Origin of the sequence: Sulfitobacter sp. NFXS29, from assembly GCF_040148765.1 — a bacterium.
Lineage (GTDB): Bacteria > Pseudomonadota > Alphaproteobacteria > Rhodobacterales > Rhodobacteraceae > Sulfitobacter.
In genome coordinates this window covers 217,217-237,934 of record NZ_JAGDED010000002.1, presented here as the reverse complement: position 1 = coordinate 237,934, position 20,718 = coordinate 217,217, and the positions used below count along the sequence as shown (strand labels likewise).

Genomic DNA, 20,718 nt, shown 5'->3' with positions numbered 1-20,718 from the left:
CCCGGTGCATGAATGAGCATCTCATCCGCCTTTAGCATTGCCCGCAGCGGGCTGAGCACGACAGAGGGTCGCGCCAACCTTGTTGCGGGCAATATCGCCAATGCGCAAACCGAAGGTTACGCCCGCCGTGAAGCGGCGCAGGTCTCCACCAACGGTCAAAGCGGAACGGTTGAGCTGCGCATCGCGCGGCAGGTGGATGAACGCCTTGCAGGCTTGTCGCGGAATGCTTCGGCTGAACTGGGTCAAGCCTCTGCCACAAACGAGATTCTCGGCAGTTACCTGATCACTTTGGGCGAGCCGGGCGATGAGGTTTCCCCCGCCGCCCGTCTGGCGGAGTTTCAGGCCGGTCTCGACCTTTTGGCGAACAACCCCTCCGATCCTGCGGCGCAGAACGACCTGCTGTCGCGGACCGAGACCTTGGTGCACAGCATTAACAAGGCCGCCATCGAGCTTGATGCCAGCCGCGGACAGGCTGGCGATAGCCTTGTGTCAAGCGTGGGCGAGGTGAACGCAGCGCTGTCGGATATTGCCGAACTGAACGAACGTCTGGCGCTTGCCGGGTCCGATCCCACCGGTACCAGCGGGCTGATGGATGAGATGAACCGCCGCCTCGATGCTTTGGGCACGCAGATGGATTTCCAAAGCCGTTGGGAAGCGGATGGAACGCTGACGCTGCACACCACCGGCGGCACGGAACTGGTCCATGGAGAGACCGCCGTCACGCTGAGCGCCAACCGCGACACCGGGCGGCTGATGGCCGGGGACATCGACATCACGCCAAACAGCACCACCGCGCGCGGATCCGACAGCGGCCGCCTTGCGGGGCTGAGCGGGTTGATCGCCAATGACCTGCCGCAGATGAAACTGCAGCTGGATGAACTCGCCCGCGGTTTGGTGCAGAGTTTCGAGGCCGCCGATGCCTCTGTCGGGGCCGGGCAGCCGGGGCTGTTCACTGACGCGGGTGGCGCATTTGACCCGGCGCAATTGGATGGGCTGGCCGGGCGGCTTTCGGTCAACAACAGCGTTCAGCCCGACAAGGGCGGCGCGCTGTGGCGTCTGCGCGATGGCGTCGGGGCCCCAGCCCCCGGAGAGCCGGGCGACACCACGCAATTGAACGCCTTCGTCGATGTCCTTGAAACGGGCATGACCTTCGACGCGGCGACCGGCCTTAGCACCAATGCGCGTCTGGGGGATTTTGCCGCTGATCTGGTCAGCCAGCAGAACGTCCTGCGGGTCAGCGCCGACGCGCAGGCCGAGACGGCTCGCGTGCGGCTTATCACCTTTGAGGACAACCGGAGCAGCATTGAAGGCGTCAACGTCGACACCGAATTGCAAAAGCTCTTGGAAATCGAACAGGCCTACGGCGCCAATTCGCAGGTGCTCAGCAGCCTGAGCGACATGCTCGATACCCTTTTGGCCAGCGTGTGAGGATAGAATGACCGAGATTTCCCGCACCGTCTCCACCGCCCTGCAAAGCCTGCGCCAGCGCGAGCAGACCAGCCGCCTCGCCGCCGAAATTTCGGACGTGTCAAAAGAGGTGACGTCCGGACTGAAGGCCAACCCCTACGACGATCTGGGCCACCGTTCGGCCGATGCCATCGCGATCCGGATGCAGATCACCCGCAACGATGGTTTCCTGACCTCCAATACGCTTTTGGATCGCCGCTTTCTCGCCGTGGAAACCTCGCTCGGCGCGATGCGCGATGTCGGTCAAAGTGTGCTTGAGCAAGCCTTCACCACCGACAACGCGGGCGGGCTTTCGGCGACCTATCTGTCGCAGGCGGCGCGTACGGCGCTTGACCAAGTGTTGGAACGTGCAGCGGTCAGCGACAGCTCCGGTTTCCTGATGTCCGGCACCCGAAGCGACACCAACCCGCTGCAGGCATGGGATGAGATCAACCCGCGCACGGGGGAATCCCCGGCCATCGCAGTGGATCATATGATCGGCGGCCCCCTAACGGACATGGCCGACGTGCAGCGCGCCATCGACGATCTGAAGGCGGGGTTTGGCGATAGTTCAATGTTCCCAAACCATAATTTCGAGAACACATTCTACAACGGCGCGCCAACGGGCAATCCGCCGCTGACCTCGCGCACCTCTGAGACCCAGACGCTAACCCAAGGCGCGCAGGCCAATGACCCGGCGATCCGCGATCTCATGCGCGGTCTGGCCATGCTAAGCGCGGTAAACCCCAGCGATATTCCCGATGCGGCCGCCCGCGATGCGTGGCTAACCGAGGCCCGCAGCGCCATCGGCGCGGGGCTCGAAGGGCTGACGGATCTGGAAACCCAGACCGGCCTGAAGCGGGCGCAACTGGCCGATACGATCTCGGCTCAGGAAAGCCGGGCGCTGTTTCTCGACGCCGAGGTGATGAACCTCGAAGGCGTCGATCAATATGACGCAGCCACCCGTCTGACCCAATTGCAAAACCAACTCGACTCCAGCTTTGCCGTCACCGCGCGCCTCTCGCGCCTGTCCTTTTTGAACTACCTTTAACCGGAACCGCCGCCCATGAACGCCCTGTTTAAACTCCTGCTGATCGGCCTCACCTTCGCGCTTGCCGCGCCGGCGGCTGCACAGGTGCGGATCAAGGATATCGTCACCGTCGAAGGCGTGCGGTCGAACCAATTGGTGGGCTACGGTCTGGTCGTGGGCCTCAACGGTACGGGCGACAGCCTGCGCAATGCGCCCTTCACCGAACGCGCCATCGAAGGCATGTTGGAACGGCTCGGCATCGGCAACCTGACCGAAGACCAGATGCGCACGGCGAATACTGCCGCGGTCATGGTCACCGCGTCCCTGCCGCCTTTCGCGCGGATGGGCAGCACCATTGATGTGGTTGTGTCCTCCTTGGGCGATGCGTCTTCGCTGCGCGGCGGCACTTTGATCGTCACGCCGCTGACCGCCGCCGATGGTGAGATTTACGCCGTGGCCCAAGGCCCGATTGCGGTCGCGGGTTTCGCGGCCCAAGGCCTCAATGCCTCCATCGTCGAAGGCGTGCCAACCGGCGCGCGGATCGACAACGGCGCCATTGTTGAGCGTGAGGTTGATTTTGACTTCAGCGAGATGACCAGCATCAAGCTGGCGCTGCGCAACGCAGATTTCGTCACCGCGCAGCGGGTCGAGGCGGCCATCAACCAAGCCATGGGCCCGGTCGCCACCGCCATCGATTCGCGCACCATCACCGTGTCGGCCTATGGCAAGGGATCGTTGATGGAGACGATGGCCCTGATCGAGCCGCTGCAAGTGCAGCCCGATCAAGTCGCCAAAGTGGTGATCGACGCACGCTCTGGCACCATTGTCATCGGCGCGAATGTCCGCATCGACCGCGTCGCGGTCAGCCAAGGTGGGCTGACCGTCACCGTCCGCGATGATTTCAACGTCAGCCAGCCTGAATCGCTGTCGATTGGCGGGACCACCGTGGTGGTGCCGAACTCTTCGGTCGGCGTGGAAGAGAAAGACGCGAAATTCGCCGTCATCGACGGGTCGGTCAGCCTGCAACGGCTGGTCGACGGGCTGAACGCCATTGGCGTCGGCGCGACCGAGACGATTTCAATCCTTCAAGCCATCAAGGCGGCGGGCGCTCTGCACGCTGACCTTGAGATCATCTAGGGGCAGGTCATGGAATTCGCATCTCTCCCAATCCCCGCGCCGACCTCGGCAGCCAAGCCCGCAGTGACCCAGGCCGATGCCGTCACCGCCGAAAAAGCGCAGGAGTTCGAGGCGATGTTCCTCGGACAAATGGTCGATGAAATGCTCTCGACCGTGGACATCGGAAGCTTTGGCGGCGGCCATGCCGAAGAGACATGGCGCAGCTTTTTGTCCAACGCGATCGGCGAAAGCATCGCCGAGCAGAACAGCACCGGAATTGCCCGCAGTATCGAGACCGCCATGCAGCGCTATCAAACGGGGGCCAACCGATGAGCGATCCGCGCAAAGCACTGGCCGCCGTTGACGCATTGGGCAACCTGCTGCGCCGCGAAATCGCCGCGGTCGAGGGCGGGGCGTTCAACCAGCTGGTCGAATTTGCCAGCGAAAAAGCCCGACTCACCGCCGTCTTGGAAGAGCAACTGAGCCACGATCCCGAGGCGGTTAGCAAAGATAAATTGCGCGATTTGAAAGATCTGATCGCGCGCGATCATCACCACCTGCAACTGGCCCGCCAAGCCACGTCAGAGATGATCTCACAGGTTTCCCAAATCCGGGAAAAGCACAGCATTGCAGGCATTTACGGCCGAAGCGGTGCGAAACGTGACAACCGCGCAACACTGATGACAACCGTGGACAAAAGTTTCTGATTTGCCTCAATGTTGCCAGTTTTTCGCGTAAAAACGTAATCAAGCGGGTTCGCCCCGCAGTTGTCAGAAAGACGACATAACGAACTAGAATAGTCTGGAATAAGAATATGTCTTCGATCAACACAAACAACTCAGCAATGAACGCTCTGTCGACTCTGCGGAGCGTGAATAATGGCCTGAACCAAACTCAGGACCGTATCTCGACCGGCCTTAAAGTTACTTCCGGTAAGGACAACGCGGCTTATTTCGCGATTTCCGAAACCATGAAGGGCGAGAGCGGCATGAACAAAGCCGTGAACGAGAGCCTGACCTTAGCGAAGAACTCGGTTTCGACTGCCCGTCTTGGTGCGGAAACCGTACAGGATTTGGCTCAGCAGTTTGTCGAACGTCTCGCTTTCGCGCAAAACGAAGGTGTAGACCAAGAGAGCGTGCAGAAAGAACTTACTGCTCTATCTTCGCAAATGAAAACGGCGCTAGACCAGTCTGGCTTCAATGGCGAAAATCTTATTAGCGGCTTAGGCGGTGATACTTCGATTTCGTTTGTTTCCGGTGTATCTCGCGCAGCTGACGCTACGTTGACGCCAACGACAATCAGCGTGACACTGAGCGATTTCGACACCCAGGTGGGGAATCCTGCCGTTGCGAACGCAGGGGATAACAGCTCTTTTTCTAACATTTTGATTAGCAACACTTCAACGGCAGCTGAGTTGGACGCATCTCTTGACGCTGCCCAAAGCTTTCTGGAAGTGATTACTAAAGCTTCGACCGATCTAGGCATTGGTGAGAAGGCGATCGAAAACCAGCAAGAATTCCTGACCAAACTGACCGACAACCTCGACTCCGGTGTTGGCGCGATGGTTGACGCGAACATGGAAGAAGAAGCCGCCCGTCTTCAGGCGCTTCAGGTTCAGCAGCAGCTGGCATCGCAGTCCCTGTCGATCGCCAACCAGGCACCGCAGAACATTCTGAGCCTGTTCCGTTAAGGATTAGGGTTTTCGGGGCCAAGGCCTAGTGCTTTGGCCCCGGTCCAACCGCGTCAGAATTTGCGGTTGGCAGGCAGCAAACTATAAAAACAAGGAAGAATTCCTATGGGGCTGGCAGCATACAAACGAACAATTCGCGAAAGCGAAACCCCGCGGCAGATCGAGCGCCGCATTCTAAGCCGCGTCACACATGACCTTGCCGACAAAGGCCAAGGCTTTGATGCGACAGAGAGCAAGAGTGAGCGATTGAACATCCTCGCTTCTGGTCTGCGCGACGCGATTTACGAAAATCAACGGTTCTGGTCGGCCCTGCGCTTTGACCTGTCCGAGCCGGAAAACAAGATGCCCGACGGGCTAAAGGCGTCGCTGATCTCCATCGCGCTTTGGGTGGACCGTCACAGCACTGCGCTGATGGCAGGCGAAGGCCGCTTGGCGGGTCTTATTGAGATCAACGGCAACATTGCCGCAGGTTTGGCCGGTCAGGCCGCGCCGCAGATGCAGGAGGTGTGAGATGCTGAAACTTACCCTCCGCCCGCGTGAACGCGTTGTCGTGAACGGCTGTGTCATCCGCAACGGCGACCGCCGTCAGGCGCTGACGGTCGAAAACCGCGCCGACATTGTGCGCGAATCCGATCTGTTGAAGCCGGACGCGGAATCCACGCCTGTTTCCAAGGTCTATTTCTTGGTGCAAACGGCGCTGATCCGCCCCGACACCCGCGATCAGATCTTGCCAATGATCCAACAAGGCTTGGCCGATCTCGCCTGTTGCTTTGGCGCTGAGATGCGCAGCCGGATCATGGAAGCGGCGAACTTCGTCTCCATGGCCGACTTCTACAAGGCCATGAGCGAATTGCGCGCGGTGCTCAAATACGAGACTGAGCTGATGCAGCTCCGCCCGGCACCGCCGGCACCGAGCCATGAGGCCGCGCACGCATGATTTCGCTGGGCGGCATGGGCACGCAGGTGGCGGTTAAGCTGTTTGACGCAACGCGCGACAAACAGCTCGACCTTGCCGCCAGCAATGCCCTGAACGCCCGGCAGATCGCGGCCTTTGAAGAACGTATCGGCAGTATCTCTTCCCCGCAGGAACTGATTGCCGATACAGAAGTCTATACTTTCGTCATGCGGGCCTTTGACCTCGAAGACCAGATTTTTGGCAAGGCTATGATCCGCAAGACGCTGGAAAGCGATATCACCGACAGTTCCGCGCTGGTGAACCGCCTGAGCGATCCCAAGATTCGCGACATGTATCTGACCTTGGGGTTCACGCCCGGAGGGGGGAGCAGCGAGAACCTCGATAAAGTCGACTGGCAAGCGGAGATGATCGACCGTTTCAAGGAACGCTTTGTGTTGAATGCGGCCGGAGAGGACAACGAAGGCGCGCGGATCGCCTTGGAGTTTAAATCCAAAGCGTCGGAAATCGACACTTGGCTCGACGTGTTGAAAGACGAAGACCTCGGCAAATTCATGCGCCGTGCGCTTGGCGTGCCGGACGAGGCTATCCAAGTCGATCTCGACCGCCAGATCGCGCTTTTCGAGCAGAAGTTCGACATCGAAAAGCTGAAAGACCCCGCCGAGGTCGACAAACTCGTCTCGCGGTTCTCGGCGATTTACGATGCGGTAGAGGGCGTCTCGTCGTCGTCGAACACCGTGCTTTCACTGATGCAGGGGGCCGTCTCTATCGGTCAGGGCAGCACCTTTACGGCCATCACCATCGACATCCCCACGATCACCGGCGGCTACAGCGCGTCGAGCGCCTACCGTTGACCCTCTTTATTCGATGAATTCGTCGTCATCGGCTGCCGAGGGCAGTTCGATCACGCCCTCGTCGGCGAGGGTCTTGGCATATTCCACCATGGCGGCCTGTGCGGCGCGCACGTCGCGGCCCCGGACCGGACCGGTGGCGGCCATCTCGTCCATCAGCATCTGACGCGAGCGTTGCGGCAGGCATTCCATCAGGTGATCGCGCTGCTCTTTCTTGGCCCCGCGCATCGCCATGGGCAGGGTGGCCCCATCCAGCCCGCGCATGACCTGCGCCAAGTCCTGCATCGGCAGTTTAAACAGATCGTCAAAGACGAACATACGCTGTTTGATGGCTTGGAAGGCGTCGGGGATGCGCGAATCCAGCGCGCCGGAAAGCTCTTCGAAGGCCTGCACATCCAACTGGTTGAATAAATCCGCCATGCGCTGATGCGTCTCTACCGAATTGGTGTGCATCGCGTTCGACAGAATGTCTTGTTTCAACGTCTCTTCGATCTGCTGCATCATGTGCAGCGGCACGGCCTCCATCGCGATCATGCGTTCGGCGATGTCTTGCATCCGCTCAGGGCCGAGCAGCGGCAGCACTTTGGCGGCCACGCTGGTGTCGACGTTGTTAAGGATCGCCGCCGCGGTCTGGTCGTGCTCGCCCTTGAGATAGTTGGCGATCACCGTCTCATCCAGCGCGCCAAAGCCGCGCCACATGGCGTTCTCGCGTTCGCTGTCCTTGAGCCCGGCCATGATGCTGGACACCTGTTCTTCGGGCATGAACTTGCGCAGCATGGACTCTGCCGTCGACAGCGACCCTACGACCGATCCTGTGCCGCTGACCACCTTTTGCGTGAACTCCTTGAGCACATGTTCCACCACCTCTGCGGGGATCGGGCCAAGGCGGCTCATGGCGCTGGTGATGCGCTCGATCTCGGCAGTGCCGAGCTTTTGCATGAGTTCCGATCCGGTCTGCTCTCCGAGGCACAAAAAGGTGATGGCCGCCTTGGTGGGGCCGTTCAGATCCTCCACCGTGATGGGCTTTCTGCGGGTTTTGGAAAGGGCATTGGTCGACATAGATAAATCCTTTCAGTGCAGGTCAGCCACCGGCAAGCGGCACATAGCTTTCGATCAGCGATCCTGCCAGCATGTACCAACCGTCGATCAGCACAAAGAAGATCACCTTGAACGGCAGGGAGATCAATACCGGGGGCAGCATCATCATGCCCGCACTCATCAAGACCGAGGCGATGATGAGGTCGATGGCGACGAAGGGCAGGTAGATCAGAAAGCCGATGGTAAAGGCGCGGCGCAGTTCCGAGATCATGAAGGCCGGAACGAGATGGCGAAAGGTGGCCTCTTCCGCCGAGGCGGGCAGGGGGGTCTCTTCGGCCTCTTCATCCGCCGGGGCGATGCGCAGGAACAGGGCGTAATCCTCGGGGCGGGTGTTGACGTACATGAAGTTTTTGAAGGGCGTGGCGATCCGCTCCAGCGCCTGTTCTTCGCCAATGGCGTTTTCCAAAAGCGGCTCGACCCCGGCCTCATAGGCGTCCTCGAACACTGGCTGCATGACGAAGAAGGTCATGAACAGCGCCAGCGAGGTCAGCACGATATTGGGCGGGGTCTGGTTCAGGCCAAGGGCCGAGCGCAGCATCGACAGGACGATGACAAAGCGCGTGAAGCTAGTCATCACCACCAAGAGCCCCGGCGCGATGCTCAGCACGGTGACCAGCGCGATGAACTGAACGATCCGGCCCGACAGATTGGCGTTTTCGTCACTGCCGGGCGCGGTGTCGCCAATCACATCCGACAGCGTGGAGAGAAACCCTCCGTCTTGGGCCATGGCCATGCCGCCGCTGGCGAGAAGCACCAGCAGGGCAAGGCCCATGCGGCCTGGCGCATAGGCGCGCAGAGAGGGGAGGTCAGTCAGGGACATAGTCCTTGACGATCTGGGTCAGGGACACGCCAAGCCGGTCTTCGCCGACCTTCACAAGATCGCCGCGTGCCACCAGACGGTCAGAGACCATGAGGTCGACCGGCGCGCCGATTTTGCGGTTCAGCTCTACGATGGAGCCTCGGGTGAGTTCCAGCAGGCGCGAGATCGGCATGCGGGCTTGGCCCAGCACGATCTGCACATCTAGGCCGACGTTCAACATGGCGTTGATGCCAGCGCCACCGGCCTCGGGGCGGGGGGCAAGGGCGTTGCGCGAGTCTTCGGTGTCGAGTTGCGGGAAGACGCCCGCGTCATCGCTGCCGGTGCTGGCGGTATTGCCAAAGGCGTCAGCGCGCGGCTGTTCTTGCGCGCCGGGCGTGGCGTCAGGCGCGGTGCCTTTCGCGGCGTTGTTGTCGTCTGTGGGCGATTGCAGGTCAGGCTTGTCCATTTCCGTCCTTCTCCTTTTGTGCTTTCAGCGCCCGCGCATGGGTGTCGCGCAATTCGGCGAGCAGGCGGTCGCAAATCTTTTTGAACCCGTAATCAAGGCTGCCGTGATCCCATTCCATCCGGGCATCCCCATCGGGCAGGTCGGCATCGGCGCGCAGGTCCAGCACGCCGTCGCATTTGTAGTACACAGCGCGCTGGCGCAGCTCAGGGCCAATCTGGTCAAGCGTGGCGGGCGACAGGCGCACTTTGATCTGGCTCGACCCGATGGCCATTTTCAGCGATTGGGTCACGGTCTTTTTCACCCGCGCGGTTGATAGGCGTTCGATCACCTCGGGCAAGACGATCTCGCAGGTTTGCAAGGTAAAGCCCACGATCTGCGCCATCAGCGCCTCTTGATGGGCCTGCATCGCCTGCGACAGCCGCGCCAGTTCCTGCGCCAGCTTTTCGGCCATCACGGCATGTTCGGCCTGCATGGTCTGGTGCATCTCGGCCCGGCCCGCGTCGGCCCCGGCCAAATAGCCTTCGATATGGCCTTGCTTATGGGCCTTTCTGATCTTCGCTTCGATTTCTTCGGGCGTGGGCAGCGCCGGATCCTGCGGCTTGCTTTTGCCGTCCTCGTCGAAGTTCTGCAGCTTGAGGGTCGTAATCACAGATCATCCCCTTCCGACAGCCATTGGCCCAGAACCCGCAGGGCGTCTTCGGTGTTGTCTTCGGCCAGTTCGGCCACGGCGCGCAATTGGCTGTGTTGCACCGCGCCCTCGACCGAAGCAAGTTGCACCATGTCGCGGGGCATCTCGTCCATTGGGCCAAGCACGGCACCGGTCTGGCCGCCCGCCGGGGTGGGCAGGCGGTTTGGCGGGGTCTCGTTCTGGGTGCCGCCGGTTAGCGCTTTTGGCGCGTTATCCTGCTCAGGGCCGTCTAGAAGGCCCGCGTCGGCGCCAGCACCGGCCAGCGCGGGCTGGGGCAGGGTGGCATCCAGCACCATGCGCAGCGGGCGCGCGCCCAGCACCATGATGATCGCCACCAGCGCCAAGGCAAAGAGCGAGCGCAGGATGGTCATGGCGTTATCGGCCAGCACCGCGCCCAAGCCACGGCCTGCGGGGCTGCTGAACTCTGAATCGAAATCAAGGAACTGAAGGCTATCGACCTGCACCTGATCGCCGCGGGCCTGATCAAAACCGATGGCCGTGCTGACCAATTGGCTCAGGCGCTGCATTTCTTCATCGCTGCGCTCGATATAACCCTCTGACCCGTCGGGTAGGGTGCCATAGCTGCCGTTCACCAGCACCGCGACCGAGATACGCTCGATATCGCCCGGCTCGCGCACCATTTCGCTTTGGACCGAACCGATCTCGTAGTTGATGATCTCGTCGTTCTCGGAGCGGGTGGACTGCCCCGCGCCGCCGCCTGCATCGTCGCGCAGCTCATCGGGGATGTTATTGGCCACATCGACTGTGCCCGTCGCCGGGTCGGTCTCATTGGAGTTGCGCACGCGGGTCTCGATCGACCGGGCAACCTGCTGGGCGGGATCAAACGTGCGGGACACACGCACCTCACGCTCGGTCGTCAGATCGACACTGACCCGCACGCGGGCATTGCCCGGCCCGACGCGGGCGTTGAGGATCGATTCAACCTTTTGCGCCAGTTGCTCTTCGATCATGTTGCGCTGACCTTGGAGCGAGAAGTCAGAGCTGCCGCCCTCGTCCTTGGCCAAGATCGTCTCACCGGAGGCCGACAGGACGGTCACGTTCTGCGCTTCCAAATCCGCCACGGCAGAGGCCACCAGAGCCTGGATCGCCTGCGCTTGGCTGCGGGTCATGCTGGCATTGGCCTGCGAGCGCACGATGACCGAGCCGCTGGCCTCGGCCCGGCTGCGGGAGAAGGCGGCGCGTTCGGGCAGAACCAAGTGCACCCGCGCGGCCTTGATGCCGCTGATGGTTTGGATCGACCGGGCCAGCTCGCCTTCCAGCGCGCGCAGCCGGTTCACCTTTTGCATGAAGGAGTTCATCCCCATGCCGGACATATTGTCGAAAATCTCCCAACCCGGGACACCTTCGCCCGGCAGCCCCGCATCGGCTAGCGCCATGCGGGCGCGGGCGATATCGGTCTCGGCCACCGAAATGGTATCGCCATTGCGCGACAGATCGACCGTCAGCCCCGCCTGTTCCAGCGTCTGCATCATCTGCGACGCGGTGCCGGGGCTAAGCTGGCTGTAAACCGGAACATAGGTAGGGGCGAGGATGGTCCGCGCGCCGATAAAGATGGCCGCGGTGATCGCCAGACCGATGCCGCCCAGAAGAGCCAGCCGCTTTGGACCTAAATCCTTAAGGTTTTCAACGATTTGATTCACGGGCCCTCACTCGATTGGATAGTCCGAGCATTCCCCGCTCGGTCGCCACTATGCAAGCATATATCGATTTATACTTGTGAGAACCGAAAAATAAACAGGTTTCTGTTGCAATAAAGCTTGTTTGGGGATGTATTTGTTCTTGCATATGGCGCTCCGCGCAGGATCCGATTAAGAGTTGAAGAATGAAAAAGCCTCTTGCTATCCTTGCTGTCGTCTTGCTCTGCCTTCTTGCTGGCGTCGGTGGGGTGACACTTGCCATTGGCCCTTCGGGGCTGTTGAAAATGGTGGGGCTCGGCGGGGATGAAACCGTCGAGGAAGCGGTTGAGACCGCGGACAACGCCCATGGTGAGGAAGGCAGCGAAGACGCGCATGGCGAAAAGCCAAAGACCGAGATCAAGATGCCGGTCATGCCTTTCCCCGAGATCATCGTGAACGTCACCGACACCGGGCCGCAAGGCGGGCAGACCAGCCGGTTTCTCAAGCTGAACATGCTGATGGTCTATGACGAAACCGCCGAGGGCGCGGACCGCCTGATCGCGCGTGAGATTTACCTGCGCGACAGTTTCCAAGATTTCCTGCGCCAGTTGCATGTCAGCGACCTGACTGGCAGCTATGGGCTGGCGATGCTGAAAACCGAACTGCTGCGCCGGGCGCGGGCGGTGGGCCACACTGACGCGCCGCATGAAATACTGATTGCCGATATGGTGGTGCAATGACGATAGCGGATTCCTCCGATGCGCTAAGCCTCGAAGAGACGATGATCCGTCAGGCGCGCGAAAGCTTTCAGCGCCTGCCCACGCTTGAGATCATCATCGACCGCCTGTTGCTGGCTTTGGTGCCTGACCTCAAATCCTATTGCACCGTAGCACCTGAGATCGAGCTTAGCTCGCTGGAATATATGCCCTATGAGGACGCGATGGAGAGCATTCAGGCGCCCTCGCTCATCGCCATCGCCAATGCCGAGGGCTGGGGCAGCCAGATCGCCTGTGTGGTCGAGCCGGATCTGCTGTTTTCGGTCCTAGAGATCATGCTGGGCGGCCGCCGCGCCACGAGCCAACAATGGAAGCCCCGCGGGTTGACTGCGATTGAGCAGAAACTGGGCCGCAGACTGGCGGAACTGTCGCTCAAAGGGCTGGCGCATTGCTTGCAGGATGTCAGCCCCGTGCAATTCGACATCCAATCGTTGGAGTCCAATCCCCGGTCGGTCATGCTGGCCGCGCCGCGTACCGCGACGGTGCTGGTCCGGATGCATCTGCAATTCGAAGACCGCAGCGGCCATATGGCGCTGGTGCTGCCCTATGGCACGCTTGATGAGGTCAGCGCGCAGTTGGCGCAGCCCTTCCTTGGCGGGCGTTCGCCCACCGACAGCAACGCGCGCAAGGATATGAACAGCCAGATATCAAGCACCACGGTCACCATCACCGGCGTGCTCCAAGAGGTGACGATCCCGCTGCATGAGGTGCTGGAATGGAAGCCCGGTCAGGTGATCGATCTGGGCATGACGGTCGATACCCCCGTGGTCGGCATGGTGAACGCGCAGCCGATGTTCCAAGCCGCCTTTGGCCAGCGCAGCAACGGCGCTTTGGCGCTGCGGGTGATCCAATCCTTGCTGCCCAAGGAAAGTCAGGAGGACAGCGACGATGATGCCGGCCTTGATTGATATCCTCATCATCGTGCTGCTGGTCGGCACGCTGGTCTATGCCTTTATCCTTGATCGTCGGGTTCGCGCGCTCATGGCCACCCTAAAGGAAATGGAGCCGATGGTCGGGGCCTTTTCCAGCGCGGTCGATCAATCCGCCAAATCGGTAGAGGACCTCCGCGATCTCAGCACCAAGGTGCAGCGCCCCGAGCCACCCGTGCAGCGCGACGCCCCGCAGCCGCGCCAAGCCGCGGCCGAGCCTGCCACCGCAGGCCAAAGCCCGGCACAGATGCGTGCCGCGCGGCTCAAAGGGCGCAGCCAAGTGCGCGGGCAGGCGGCGGTGCAGGGCAAATCCGAACTGGTCCGCACCTTTTTCGACATCACCAAGGAGCGTAAGGAATGAGCCGTATCTCCCTACCAAAGATCGCGCTTTTTGGCCTTGGCGTCGCCGGGGTGCTCAAGCTCACGGTGGAGTTCATGCCGATGATGGCCATCGCCGAGACGCCGGGTGACACACCCCCGGTACCGGTCGAGCTTGCCGCAGCCCCCGCGCCGCCCAGCTATGACGCCAGCGCTCCGGGGCAGAGCGGCATGTGCGAGCCGAGCCATCTGATCGCCGAGGCCATCGCCGAAGAGCGTGCCCTGCTCAAAGACCAACGCGACACAATCGCCGACCGGGAAGCCAAGCTGGCGCTGGCCGAGGAGAGCCTCAAGGCCGAGCAGACCCGACTTGCGAGCCTGCGCGACGAGATCGGCGCGCAGCTGAAGGTGATCGAAGAGGCCAACAACCAAGACATGACCAAATTGGTCGAGCTTTATCGCAACATGAAGCCACAGGTGGCGGCGGGCATCATGGACGAAATCGACGTGGAAACCGCTGTGCAGGTGATCGGTGCCATGCCCGAACGCGATGCTGCGCAGATCATGGGCTCGTTCAGCCTTGTCCGTGCGCGGTTGATTACCAAAATCCTGCTGGAACGCTCCAAACTCCCCGCCGACCGCAACCTCGAAGGGCTGCGCCTGCGCTGAGCGGGCGGTTTAATCTTCGCGGATTGACGACCCCGCGGGCGGCTTGCGGCGCACGTTGCGGCGCAGGTCCATGACAAAGCCGATGATCTCGGCCACCGCCTGCCAATGCTCCATCGGGATACGGTCATCCACCTCTACCGCTGCGTGAAGCGCGCGGGCCAGCGGGCGGTTTTCGATCATCGGAATGTCATGCTCTTTGGCCAATTCGCGGATTCGGTGGGCCATCACATCGGCCCCTTTGGCCACGCAGACCGGCACATCATCGACACCCTGTTCATATTTCAGCGCTACGGCGTAATGGGTTGGGTTGGTCAGGATCACGCTGGCATTGGGGATGGCCTGCGCGATGCGCTGGCGGGCGCGGGCGCGGCGCAATTCGGCACGGCGTCCCTTGATCTGCGGATCGCCCTCGCTGTCTTTATGCTCGTCGCGGATTTCCTTGAGGCTCATCATCTGCTTTTTCTTCCACTGCGCGCGCTTCCAGATGATGTCGGCAATGGCGATGGGCACCAAGAGCACGGTGGTGACCAGAAAGATCCAGCGCACCTTTTGCAGGGCCGCATCCAGCAATGTCTCGGGGATGAATGCCTGCGTCTGGCCCAGCGATTGCGCAATATCGCGCACGGCCCAAACGGTGATGAAGCCGATCACCAGCACCTTGGCGGTGTTCTTGGCAAACTCGACAAAGGCCTCGGCCGAGAACAGCCGCTTGAACCCCGATAGCGGATTCAGTTTGGAAATTTTCGGCTTGATCCGTTCGGCAGAGACCACGGTCTCCCCTTGGATCAGCACCCCAAAGAGGGCCGCCAACACCATGATCCCCGCAACCGGCATCATCGCCAGTCCCAGCGTAAACCCCAGTGACTTCAACACATTCCCGGCCTCAACGACCCCGGTGCCGCCGGTGCCAATGGCGGTGACACCAGCGTCCAGCAGCGGGCCTTGCAGCGCTTCGACGATCCGGCCAATCGAACTTGGCAGCACGAAGATCAGGATCATCAGCAGGGCAAAGACCAGCATCGCCGTGCCGGTCTCACGCGATTGAGGCACGTCGCCCTTCTTGCGCGCGTCGCGGAGCTTTTTCTCCGTCGGCTCTTCGGTCTTACTGCTCTTGTCCTCGTCTGACATGGCCTAGAATCCGTAGGTGGTGAGCCAATTCGCGAAAGGCTCAAGAAACCCGCGCATCATGGTCGGAACCGCCAGCACCATCAAGGCCAGCCCCGCCGCAATCAGCAAGGGCTGGGCAATAAAGAAGACCTGAAGGCTCGCCATCATGCGGTTCGCCAGACCCATCCCGACGTTCAGCACCAGACCCGCCACATAGAAAGGCGCGGCGATCGACAGGCCAAGGTAGAGGCTGACCTGCGTGGCGCGGGCGAATTGATCGGTCAGATCGGCCAGCATGAAAGTGCCGGGGATGAAAACCTGATAGGACATCAGCAACGACTCAATAATGAGGTGGTGCAGGTCTGTGACAAAGATCAACGCCGTGGCCCCAATCAGCAACATCGCCGCCATGGAGGTCGCCCCCTCAAACGCGCCAATGTTCGGCGCCAAGGCATTCGCCAGCCCCGACATCAGCGCCATTTGATAGCCCGCGAATTGCAGCGCCGAGAGCAGCGTGCGCGCCACCAGCCCGATCCAGAGGCCGACAGTGATCTCGGACCCGAAGATCAACAGCAAGGCACCGGGGCGATCTTCGGCCACGGGGCCAAGGCCGGTGACCGGATAAAGCGCAGCACTCAGGATCAGACCAAAGAACAGCCGGTGCCGCGTGGGCACCGAGGTTTCAGCAAAGCCCGGCATGAACAAAAGCGCGCTGCCGATGCGGGCAAAGACGACGAAGTATCCCATCAGCGCGTCGGTCAAAAGGGCAGAGAGGTCCATCCCTAGCCCCCGATGGTGGCGACGGTCCGCAGGGATACCTTGCGATGAATTTCGGCGTTGGAGATCACCGGCGTCATCGGGCTGACCCGCTCCAGCATGGAGCGCACATAGGACCGCGCCTCGGGGTTGACCATCAGCGCGGGCCAGCTGTCTTCTGAGGCGAAGCGCTGGATTTGCTGGCGGGCTTGTAGCACGAATTCCTGTACCCGTTTGGGCGACATGACGAATGTGCGATCCTCGCCGACGATCTTGACCGCCTCGATGAACTCGGCCTCCCAAGAGGGCGACAGGGTGATGACAGGCACGAAACCCTGACCATCGGACAGGCCTTGGCAAATCTGGCTCGACAGGCGGCGGCGCACGTTCTCAAGCACCAGCGCGGGTTTGGATGTCTGGCGCGTCGCCTCGGCCATGGCCTCTACGATCAGCGGCAGATTGCGGATCGAGACGCGCTCGAGCAGCAATTCCTGCAAGACCTGCTGTACCAGAATGGCGGGGGAGGGGACGGGCAGGTCGTTGACCAGCTTTTGATAGTTCCGGTCCAGCCCCTCAATCGCTTCTTTCGCCGAACCGTAGGTCAGTAACTCCGACATGTTCTCTTTCACCACTTCGGTCAGATGCGTGGTGATGACACTTTCGGGATCGACGACCGTATAGCCCTGCGCCTCGGCCTGATCGGCAACCTTGCTGTCGACCCAAAGCGCGTCGAGCCCGAACGTCGGCTCGCGCGTGGCCTCGCCGGGCAGTTGCAGCGGCGCGCCTTCGGGGTTGATCACCATCATCTGATTGGCGCGGATGTCGCCTTTGGCCACGTCGACGCCGTGGATTTGAAAGGAATAGCTGTTGATCGGCAGGCTCACGTCATCCTTGATCCGCACCGAGGGCATGGGAAAGCCGAACTCTTCGGCGAAATGCTTGCGCAGGGATTTGATCTTGCTCGGCAGCACCGCGTCGGGGCGGTTGGCCAGCGCCACCAGCCCTTCGCCCAGAACCAGCCGCAACTCATCGAGGTGCATCGGGTTGCTGTCGACCTCTGGCATGTCCTGCTGTTTCTGCGCCTCGGCGTCGGCCTTTGCCTTGGCCTCTGCCGCCTCTGCCGCGCCGCGCTGGATCACCACGCCCAAGCCCACCATGGCAGCGGCCAGAAGGGCGAAGACCAGCAGCGGAAAGCCGGGCAAAAGGCCGATGCCGAACAGCAGCAAGGCCGCCATGTAAAGCGCCTTGGGGAAGTTCGAAAGCTGGTCAAAGACGGCTTCGTTCGCCGCGCCCCGGGTGCCGCCCTTGGTCACGATCAGACCGGCGGCGAGCGAGACGACCAAGGCCGGGATCTGGCTCACCAGCCCGTCGCCGATGGTCAGCGAGGTGAAGACGTTAAAGGCATCGCCCACCCCCATGCCGCGCTGCACGACGCCGATCAGAATGCCGCCGATTACGTTGATCAGCGTGATGATCAGCCCCGCCACCGCATCGCCGCGCACGAATTTAGACGCACCGTCCATCGCACCGAAAAAGGCGCTTTCGTCTTCCAGTTCTTTACGGCGGCGACGGGCCTCATCCTCGTCGATCAGCCCCGCACCCATATCGGCGTCGATCGCCATCTGCTTGCCCGGCATCGCATCCAGCGAGAACCGCGCGGCAACCTCGGCGATACGGGTCGAACCCTTTGTAATCACGACGAAGTTGATGATGACGAGAATGGCAAAGATCACCACACCGATGACGAAATTACCCGCCACGATGAACTTGGAGAACCCTTGGATCACATCCCCCGCCGCATGCAGACCGGCATGGCCTTCGCTGAGGATCAGCCGGGTTGAGGCCACGTTGAGCGACAGGCGCAACATGGTCGTGACCAGCAGCAGCGTCGGGAAAGAGTTGAACTGCAGCGGAGAGGGGATCCAAAGTGCCACCATGAAGATCAACACGCTGAGCGACAGCGACAGCGCAAGCCCGAAATCAAGCAAGATCGGCGGAAGCGGCAGGAACAGAACCGCCAGCACCAGCGCCATGCCAACGGCAAAGCTGACGTCTTTATTTGCGCCGAACATGCTCAGCTGCGGCAGGATGGTGTTGGGTTTCGTACTCATCCCGCATCCTCCGCGCGGACGGTGGTGAACTGCGGCAGAACCGGCTGCATCTCATGTGCCGAATAAAGCGAACGGCGCGCATTCGCCGCCCCGCCGATCTGCGCGCCCCATGTGGCCTTGGCCGCCAGCCTGTCATAACTGCCCGACGTACTCCGGGGGGTCTTGCGCGGACGCGCGGGAACGGGGCTGGCGCTGGCCAGCGCCTGAAACTCCGGCAGCCGCGCATTGGCGGCAGAGATGTTCTTTTGCAGCCGGTCAAGGTAGGTGTCGCGGTACTCAGGCTCGAACGAATGGTACGACCCCGCGGCCTGCATCCAACTGCCCGTGCGGCGGTGCAACCGCTTGAGGAACCGCGCGGCGTAATCGACGTTCACGCGCGGATCGAACCCCTGGGCGGGGTTGTCGAAAGCATCCGGATGCCAGCGCATGTTGATCTGCATGCAGCCCACGTCGATGGAGCGGATACCGCGCGCTTGCCGCTCTGCGATCCAATCAAGCGCGGCATCGCGGCTGTCGAACAGCCGCCCTTCGCCCGCCGCGTTGACCGCGTAGGGCCAAACGGTGAAATGCCCGTTCCGCCGGGTGCCCGCCTCTTGCAGGCCGATGGCCAGCAGTAGGTTATCTGGGATGCCATGCCGCGTTTGTGCTGCCAGAATTTCGCGGATGCAGACGCCTTCCGGCCCGCCCTTGGCCGCCAGTGTCTGTGCGGTCGCGGTCACTTTGTCCTTGCGCGTCGGCTCATAGAACGACCCCCAGCCCTGCGCGAGGGCAGGGGGGGCAAGCACCGCCCCCAGCAGCGCCGCGCGGGCCATATGCCAAAGCGCTCTCACAGCCCACCGTTCTGCACGAGGTCAAAGATCGTGTCCGACAGGTTCTTCAGCGTGGCATACATGAACGGCGTCGCGGCCAGCAGGGTGACAAAGATCATCACGATCTTGGGCACGAAGGTCAGCGTCATTTCCTGAATTTGCGTCAGGGCTTGGAAAAACGCGATCACCAGACCAATCGCCAACGCCACCCCCAGCACCGGACCCGAGGCCAGAAGCACGGCCCAGACGGTAGCAGAGATGATGTCATAGGTCTGGGTTTCGGTCATGGCCTAGATCGGCATCCGCAGAATTTCCTGATAGGCTTCGACAAAGCGGTCGCGCACCGACACGGCCACTTTCACTGTGCTTTCCATCGCCAGCATCGCTTCGACAACCTGCTGGGTATCCGCCTCACCACGCAGCCCGGCTTGGGCCACGGCCTCGCCCTCGCGCACCGTTTCCAGCGCGTTTTCCGAGACTTGCTGCACCATATTGGTGAAGCTATTGGCGCTGGCGCCCGCCTCTTCGGCGATGGCTTCGCCTTTTTGCGCCGTTAGCGATTGCGAGGTGCGATAGGCACCGCGAACCGCGGCGGTCGAGATCAGGGAGGCGGGATCGCTCATCTCAGGTTACCTCACTTCAACAGGTCGAGCATCTGGCCGCGCATCCGGCGACCGGATTCGAACATGTTCATGTTGGCCTCGTAGTTGCGCGATGCCTCGCGCATGTTGGCCATCTCAATGATCGGATCGACATTGGGCCGGTTGACATAGCCGGTGTCATCCGCGGCTGGATGCGACGGGTCATAATCGCGGCGAAACGGCGACTGATCCCGCCCGATGCGGTCGACCTCAACCAAAGAGCCGCCTCCGTTGCGATCAATCAATTCGGAAAAGCTGATGGTCTTGCGGCGGAAGGGGTCGGCGCCCGGCGTGGTGCCCGTGGAATCTGCGTTGGCCACGTTTTCCGAGATCACCCGCAAACGCGCGGTCTGCGCGGTCATCCCGCTGGCGGCGATTTTGGCGATAGACTGAAGCGGATCCATGCGTTTTCCTTACCTGTTTCCGGTGACGGCCATGGTGAGCATGTCATAGCTCTTGCGATAAAGCTGTGCGGCCAACCGGTAATGATCGCCGATCTCGGCGGCCTTCACGGCCTGTTCTTCGAGGTTCACGGTATTGCCGTCCAGCGTGGTGCCAGCAGCGCTGCGGTCGGTGACCTCACGCACGCCGGGCGTGCCATGGGCGACGCCGGTGAAGTGTTTGTCATGGGTGGTCACCAGCCCATTATCGCGCGACAGCTCTCCGCTGAGCATTGAGGCGAAGGACGACACATCGCGCGCCTTGAAGTTCGGCGTCGCCGCATTGGCCACGTTTTCAGACACGACCTTTTGCCGGGCCGAAAGCCACTGCATCCGGTCCGAAGCAAGTCCAAGAATAGAAAGATTAGACAAGTTCATTTTTTTGCCTATAGCCTGTTTAATCCTTGTATAGTAAATATTAGCTTGCT

At 61.4% G+C, this 20,718-nt stretch carries 26 protein-coding genes; 13 read left to right on the top strand and 13 right to left on the bottom strand.

Annotation, left to right across the window (positions count from 1 at the left end):
• The first annotated feature begins 12 nt into the window (after positions 1 to 12).
• The 9 genes from flgK to J3456_RS05990 all read left to right on the top strand — a co-directional run bounded on the left by flgK (position 13) and on the right by J3456_RS05990 (position 7,049).
• Positions 13 to 1,428, top strand: a complete 1,416-nt coding sequence (gene flgK / locus J3456_RS06030; protein WP_349579340.1) for a flagellar hook-associated protein FlgK — start codon at positions 13 to 15, stop codon at positions 1,426 to 1,428.
• 7 nt (positions 1,429 to 1,435) lie between these two features.
• Positions 1,436 to 2,497 (top strand): flagellin, encoded by a 1,062-nt coding sequence (locus tag J3456_RS06025; protein WP_349579339.1) that lies wholly within the window; start codon positions 1,436 to 1,438, stop codon positions 2,495 to 2,497.
• Between the two features lie 15 nt (positions 2,498 to 2,512).
• Positions 2,513 to 3,613, top strand: coding sequence for a flagellar basal body P-ring protein FlgI (locus J3456_RS06020; RefSeq protein ID WP_260011716.1), 1,101 nt, complete (start codon positions 2,513 to 2,515; stop codon positions 3,611 to 3,613).
• A gap of 9 nt (positions 3,614 to 3,622) precedes the next feature.
• On the top strand, positions 3,623 to 3,925 hold the full coding sequence (locus tag J3456_RS06015; RefSeq protein ID WP_349579338.1) for a rod-binding protein: 303 nt from the start codon (positions 3,623 to 3,625) through the stop codon (positions 3,923 to 3,925).
• Positions 3,922 to 4,299: a hypothetical protein gene (locus J3456_RS06010; protein ID WP_209217508.1), complete on the top strand. Its 378-nt coding sequence runs from the start codon at positions 3,922 to 3,924 to the stop codon at positions 4,297 to 4,299. The genes J3456_RS06015 and J3456_RS06010 overlap by 4 nt, the downstream gene beginning before the upstream one ends.
• A 107-nt stretch (positions 4,300 to 4,406) precedes the next feature.
• The gene (locus J3456_RS06005; protein WP_349579337.1) at positions 4,407 to 5,282 is read left to right on the top strand and encodes a flagellin N-terminal helical domain-containing protein; all 876 of its coding nucleotides are present in this window, start codon (positions 4,407 to 4,409) and stop codon (positions 5,280 to 5,282) included.
• 105 nt (positions 5,283 to 5,387) lie between these two features.
• Positions 5,388 to 5,792, top strand: coding sequence for a flagellar biosynthesis regulator FlaF (flaF, locus tag J3456_RS06000; protein ID WP_349579336.1), 405 nt, complete (start codon positions 5,388 to 5,390; stop codon positions 5,790 to 5,792).
• Between the two features lies 1 nt (position 5,793).
• Entirely contained in the window at positions 5,794 to 6,219 is a 426-nt protein-coding gene (locus tag J3456_RS05995) for a flagellar biosynthesis repressor FlbT (protein WP_349579335.1), read from the top strand.
• Complete coding sequence (locus tag J3456_RS05990) at positions 6,216 to 7,049, top strand: DUF1217 domain-containing protein (protein ID WP_349579334.1); 834 nt, start codon at positions 6,216 to 6,218, stop codon at positions 7,047 to 7,049. The genes J3456_RS05995 and J3456_RS05990 overlap by 4 nt, the downstream gene beginning before the upstream one ends.
• A 6-nt stretch (positions 7,050 to 7,055) precedes the next feature.
• On the opposite strand, the gene J3456_RS05985 is transcribed toward J3456_RS05990, so the two are convergent.
• From J3456_RS05985 to fliF, 5 genes are read right to left on the bottom strand one after another with little or no spacing between them, the layout of a single operon-like run.
• A complete protein-coding gene (locus tag J3456_RS05985) occupies positions 7,056 to 8,105 on the bottom strand; it encodes a flagellar motor switch protein FliG (protein WP_259947975.1) in 1,050 nt (349 codons plus the stop codon).
• A 22-nt stretch (positions 8,106 to 8,127) separates the two neighbouring features.
• A complete protein-coding gene (gene fliP / locus J3456_RS05980; protein WP_349579333.1) occupies positions 8,128 to 8,964 on the bottom strand; it encodes a flagellar type III secretion system pore protein FliP in 837 nt (278 codons plus the stop codon).
• Complete coding sequence (locus J3456_RS05975) at positions 8,951 to 9,409, bottom strand: FliM/FliN family flagellar motor switch protein (protein ID WP_349579332.1); 459 nt, start codon at positions 9,407 to 9,409, stop codon at positions 8,951 to 8,953. The genes fliP and J3456_RS05975 overlap by 14 nt, the downstream gene beginning before the upstream one ends.
• The gene (locus J3456_RS05970) at positions 9,396 to 10,058 is read right to left on the bottom strand and encodes a FliH/SctL family protein (RefSeq protein WP_349579331.1); all 663 of its coding nucleotides are present in this window, start codon (positions 10,056 to 10,058) and stop codon (positions 9,396 to 9,398) included. The genes J3456_RS05975 and J3456_RS05970 overlap by 14 nt, the downstream gene beginning before the upstream one ends.
• Positions 10,055 to 11,758 carry a flagellar basal-body MS-ring/collar protein FliF gene (gene fliF / locus J3456_RS05965; RefSeq protein WP_349579329.1) on the bottom strand — a complete coding sequence of 568 codons (1,704 nt, stop codon included), beginning with the start codon at positions 11,756 to 11,758 and terminating at the stop codon, positions 10,055 to 10,057. The genes J3456_RS05970 and fliF overlap by 4 nt, the downstream gene beginning before the upstream one ends.
• A gap of 182 nt (positions 11,759 to 11,940) precedes the next feature.
• Here fliF and J3456_RS05960 point away from each other — a divergent pair, with 182 nt between their 5' ends.
• Genes J3456_RS05960 through J3456_RS05945 form a run of 4 tightly spaced genes read left to right on the top strand, consistent with a single transcriptional unit; the run spans position 11,941 to position 14,426 of the window.
• Positions 11,941 to 12,474 carry a flagellar basal body-associated FliL family protein gene (locus J3456_RS05960; RefSeq protein ID WP_349579328.1) on the top strand — a complete coding sequence of 178 codons (534 nt, stop codon included), beginning with the start codon at positions 11,941 to 11,943 and terminating at the stop codon, positions 12,472 to 12,474.
• Positions 12,471 to 13,418 carry a flagellar motor switch protein FliM gene (locus J3456_RS05955; RefSeq protein ID WP_067938964.1) on the top strand — a complete coding sequence of 316 codons (948 nt, stop codon included), beginning with the start codon at positions 12,471 to 12,473 and terminating at the stop codon, positions 13,416 to 13,418. Before J3456_RS05960 ends, J3456_RS05955 begins: the two co-directional genes overlap by 4 nt.
• Entirely contained in the window at positions 13,399 to 13,800 is a 402-nt protein-coding gene (locus J3456_RS05950; protein WP_349579327.1) for a flagellar motor switch protein, read from the top strand. The genes J3456_RS05955 and J3456_RS05950 overlap by 20 nt, the downstream gene beginning before the upstream one ends.
• Positions 13,797 to 14,426, top strand: a complete 630-nt coding sequence (locus J3456_RS05945) for a MotE family protein (RefSeq protein ID WP_120350433.1) — start codon at positions 13,797 to 13,799, stop codon at positions 14,424 to 14,426. The genes J3456_RS05950 and J3456_RS05945 overlap by 4 nt, the downstream gene beginning before the upstream one ends.
• Before the next feature lie 9 nt (positions 14,427 to 14,435).
• Here J3456_RS05945 and flhB read toward each other — a convergent pair whose 3' ends face one another.
• Genes flhB through flgB form a run of 8 tightly spaced genes read right to left on the bottom strand, consistent with a single transcriptional unit; the run spans position 14,436 to position 20,668 of the window.
• Entirely contained in the window at positions 14,436 to 15,554 is a 1,119-nt protein-coding gene (gene flhB, locus J3456_RS05940; protein WP_132445027.1) for a flagellar biosynthesis protein FlhB, read from the bottom strand.
• A 3-nt stretch (positions 15,555 to 15,557) separates the two neighbouring features.
• The gene (locus J3456_RS05935; RefSeq protein WP_349579326.1) at positions 15,558 to 16,313 is read right to left on the bottom strand and encodes a flagellar biosynthetic protein FliR; all 756 of its coding nucleotides are present in this window, start codon (positions 16,311 to 16,313) and stop codon (positions 15,558 to 15,560) included.
• Positions 16,314 to 16,315: 2 nt separating this feature from the next.
• Complete coding sequence (gene flhA, locus J3456_RS05930; protein ID WP_349579325.1) at positions 16,316 to 18,400, bottom strand: flagellar biosynthesis protein FlhA; 2,085 nt, start codon at positions 18,398 to 18,400, stop codon at positions 16,316 to 16,318.
• Complete coding sequence (locus tag J3456_RS05925; protein WP_349579324.1) at positions 18,397 to 19,230, bottom strand: lytic transglycosylase domain-containing protein; 834 nt, start codon at positions 19,228 to 19,230, stop codon at positions 18,397 to 18,399. The genes flhA and J3456_RS05925 overlap by 4 nt, the downstream gene beginning before the upstream one ends.
• Entirely contained in the window at positions 19,227 to 19,496 is a 270-nt protein-coding gene (gene fliQ / locus J3456_RS05920) for a flagellar biosynthesis protein FliQ (RefSeq protein WP_067261035.1), read from the bottom strand. Before fliQ ends, J3456_RS05925 begins: the two co-directional genes overlap by 4 nt.
• 3 nt (positions 19,497 to 19,499) lie before the next feature.
• Positions 19,500 to 19,832 carry a flagellar hook-basal body complex protein FliE gene (gene fliE, locus J3456_RS05915; protein WP_349579323.1) on the bottom strand — a complete coding sequence of 111 codons (333 nt, stop codon included), beginning with the start codon at positions 19,830 to 19,832 and terminating at the stop codon, positions 19,500 to 19,502.
• An 11-nt stretch (positions 19,833 to 19,843) separates the two neighbouring features.
• A complete protein-coding gene (gene flgC, locus J3456_RS05910; protein WP_067630405.1) occupies positions 19,844 to 20,254 on the bottom strand; it encodes a flagellar basal body rod protein FlgC in 411 nt (136 codons plus the stop codon).
• A gap of 9 nt (positions 20,255 to 20,263) precedes the next feature.
• A complete protein-coding gene (gene flgB / locus J3456_RS05905) occupies positions 20,264 to 20,668 on the bottom strand; it encodes a flagellar basal body rod protein FlgB (protein ID WP_349579322.1) in 405 nt (134 codons plus the stop codon).
• Positions 20,669 to 20,718: the final 50 nt, after the last annotated feature.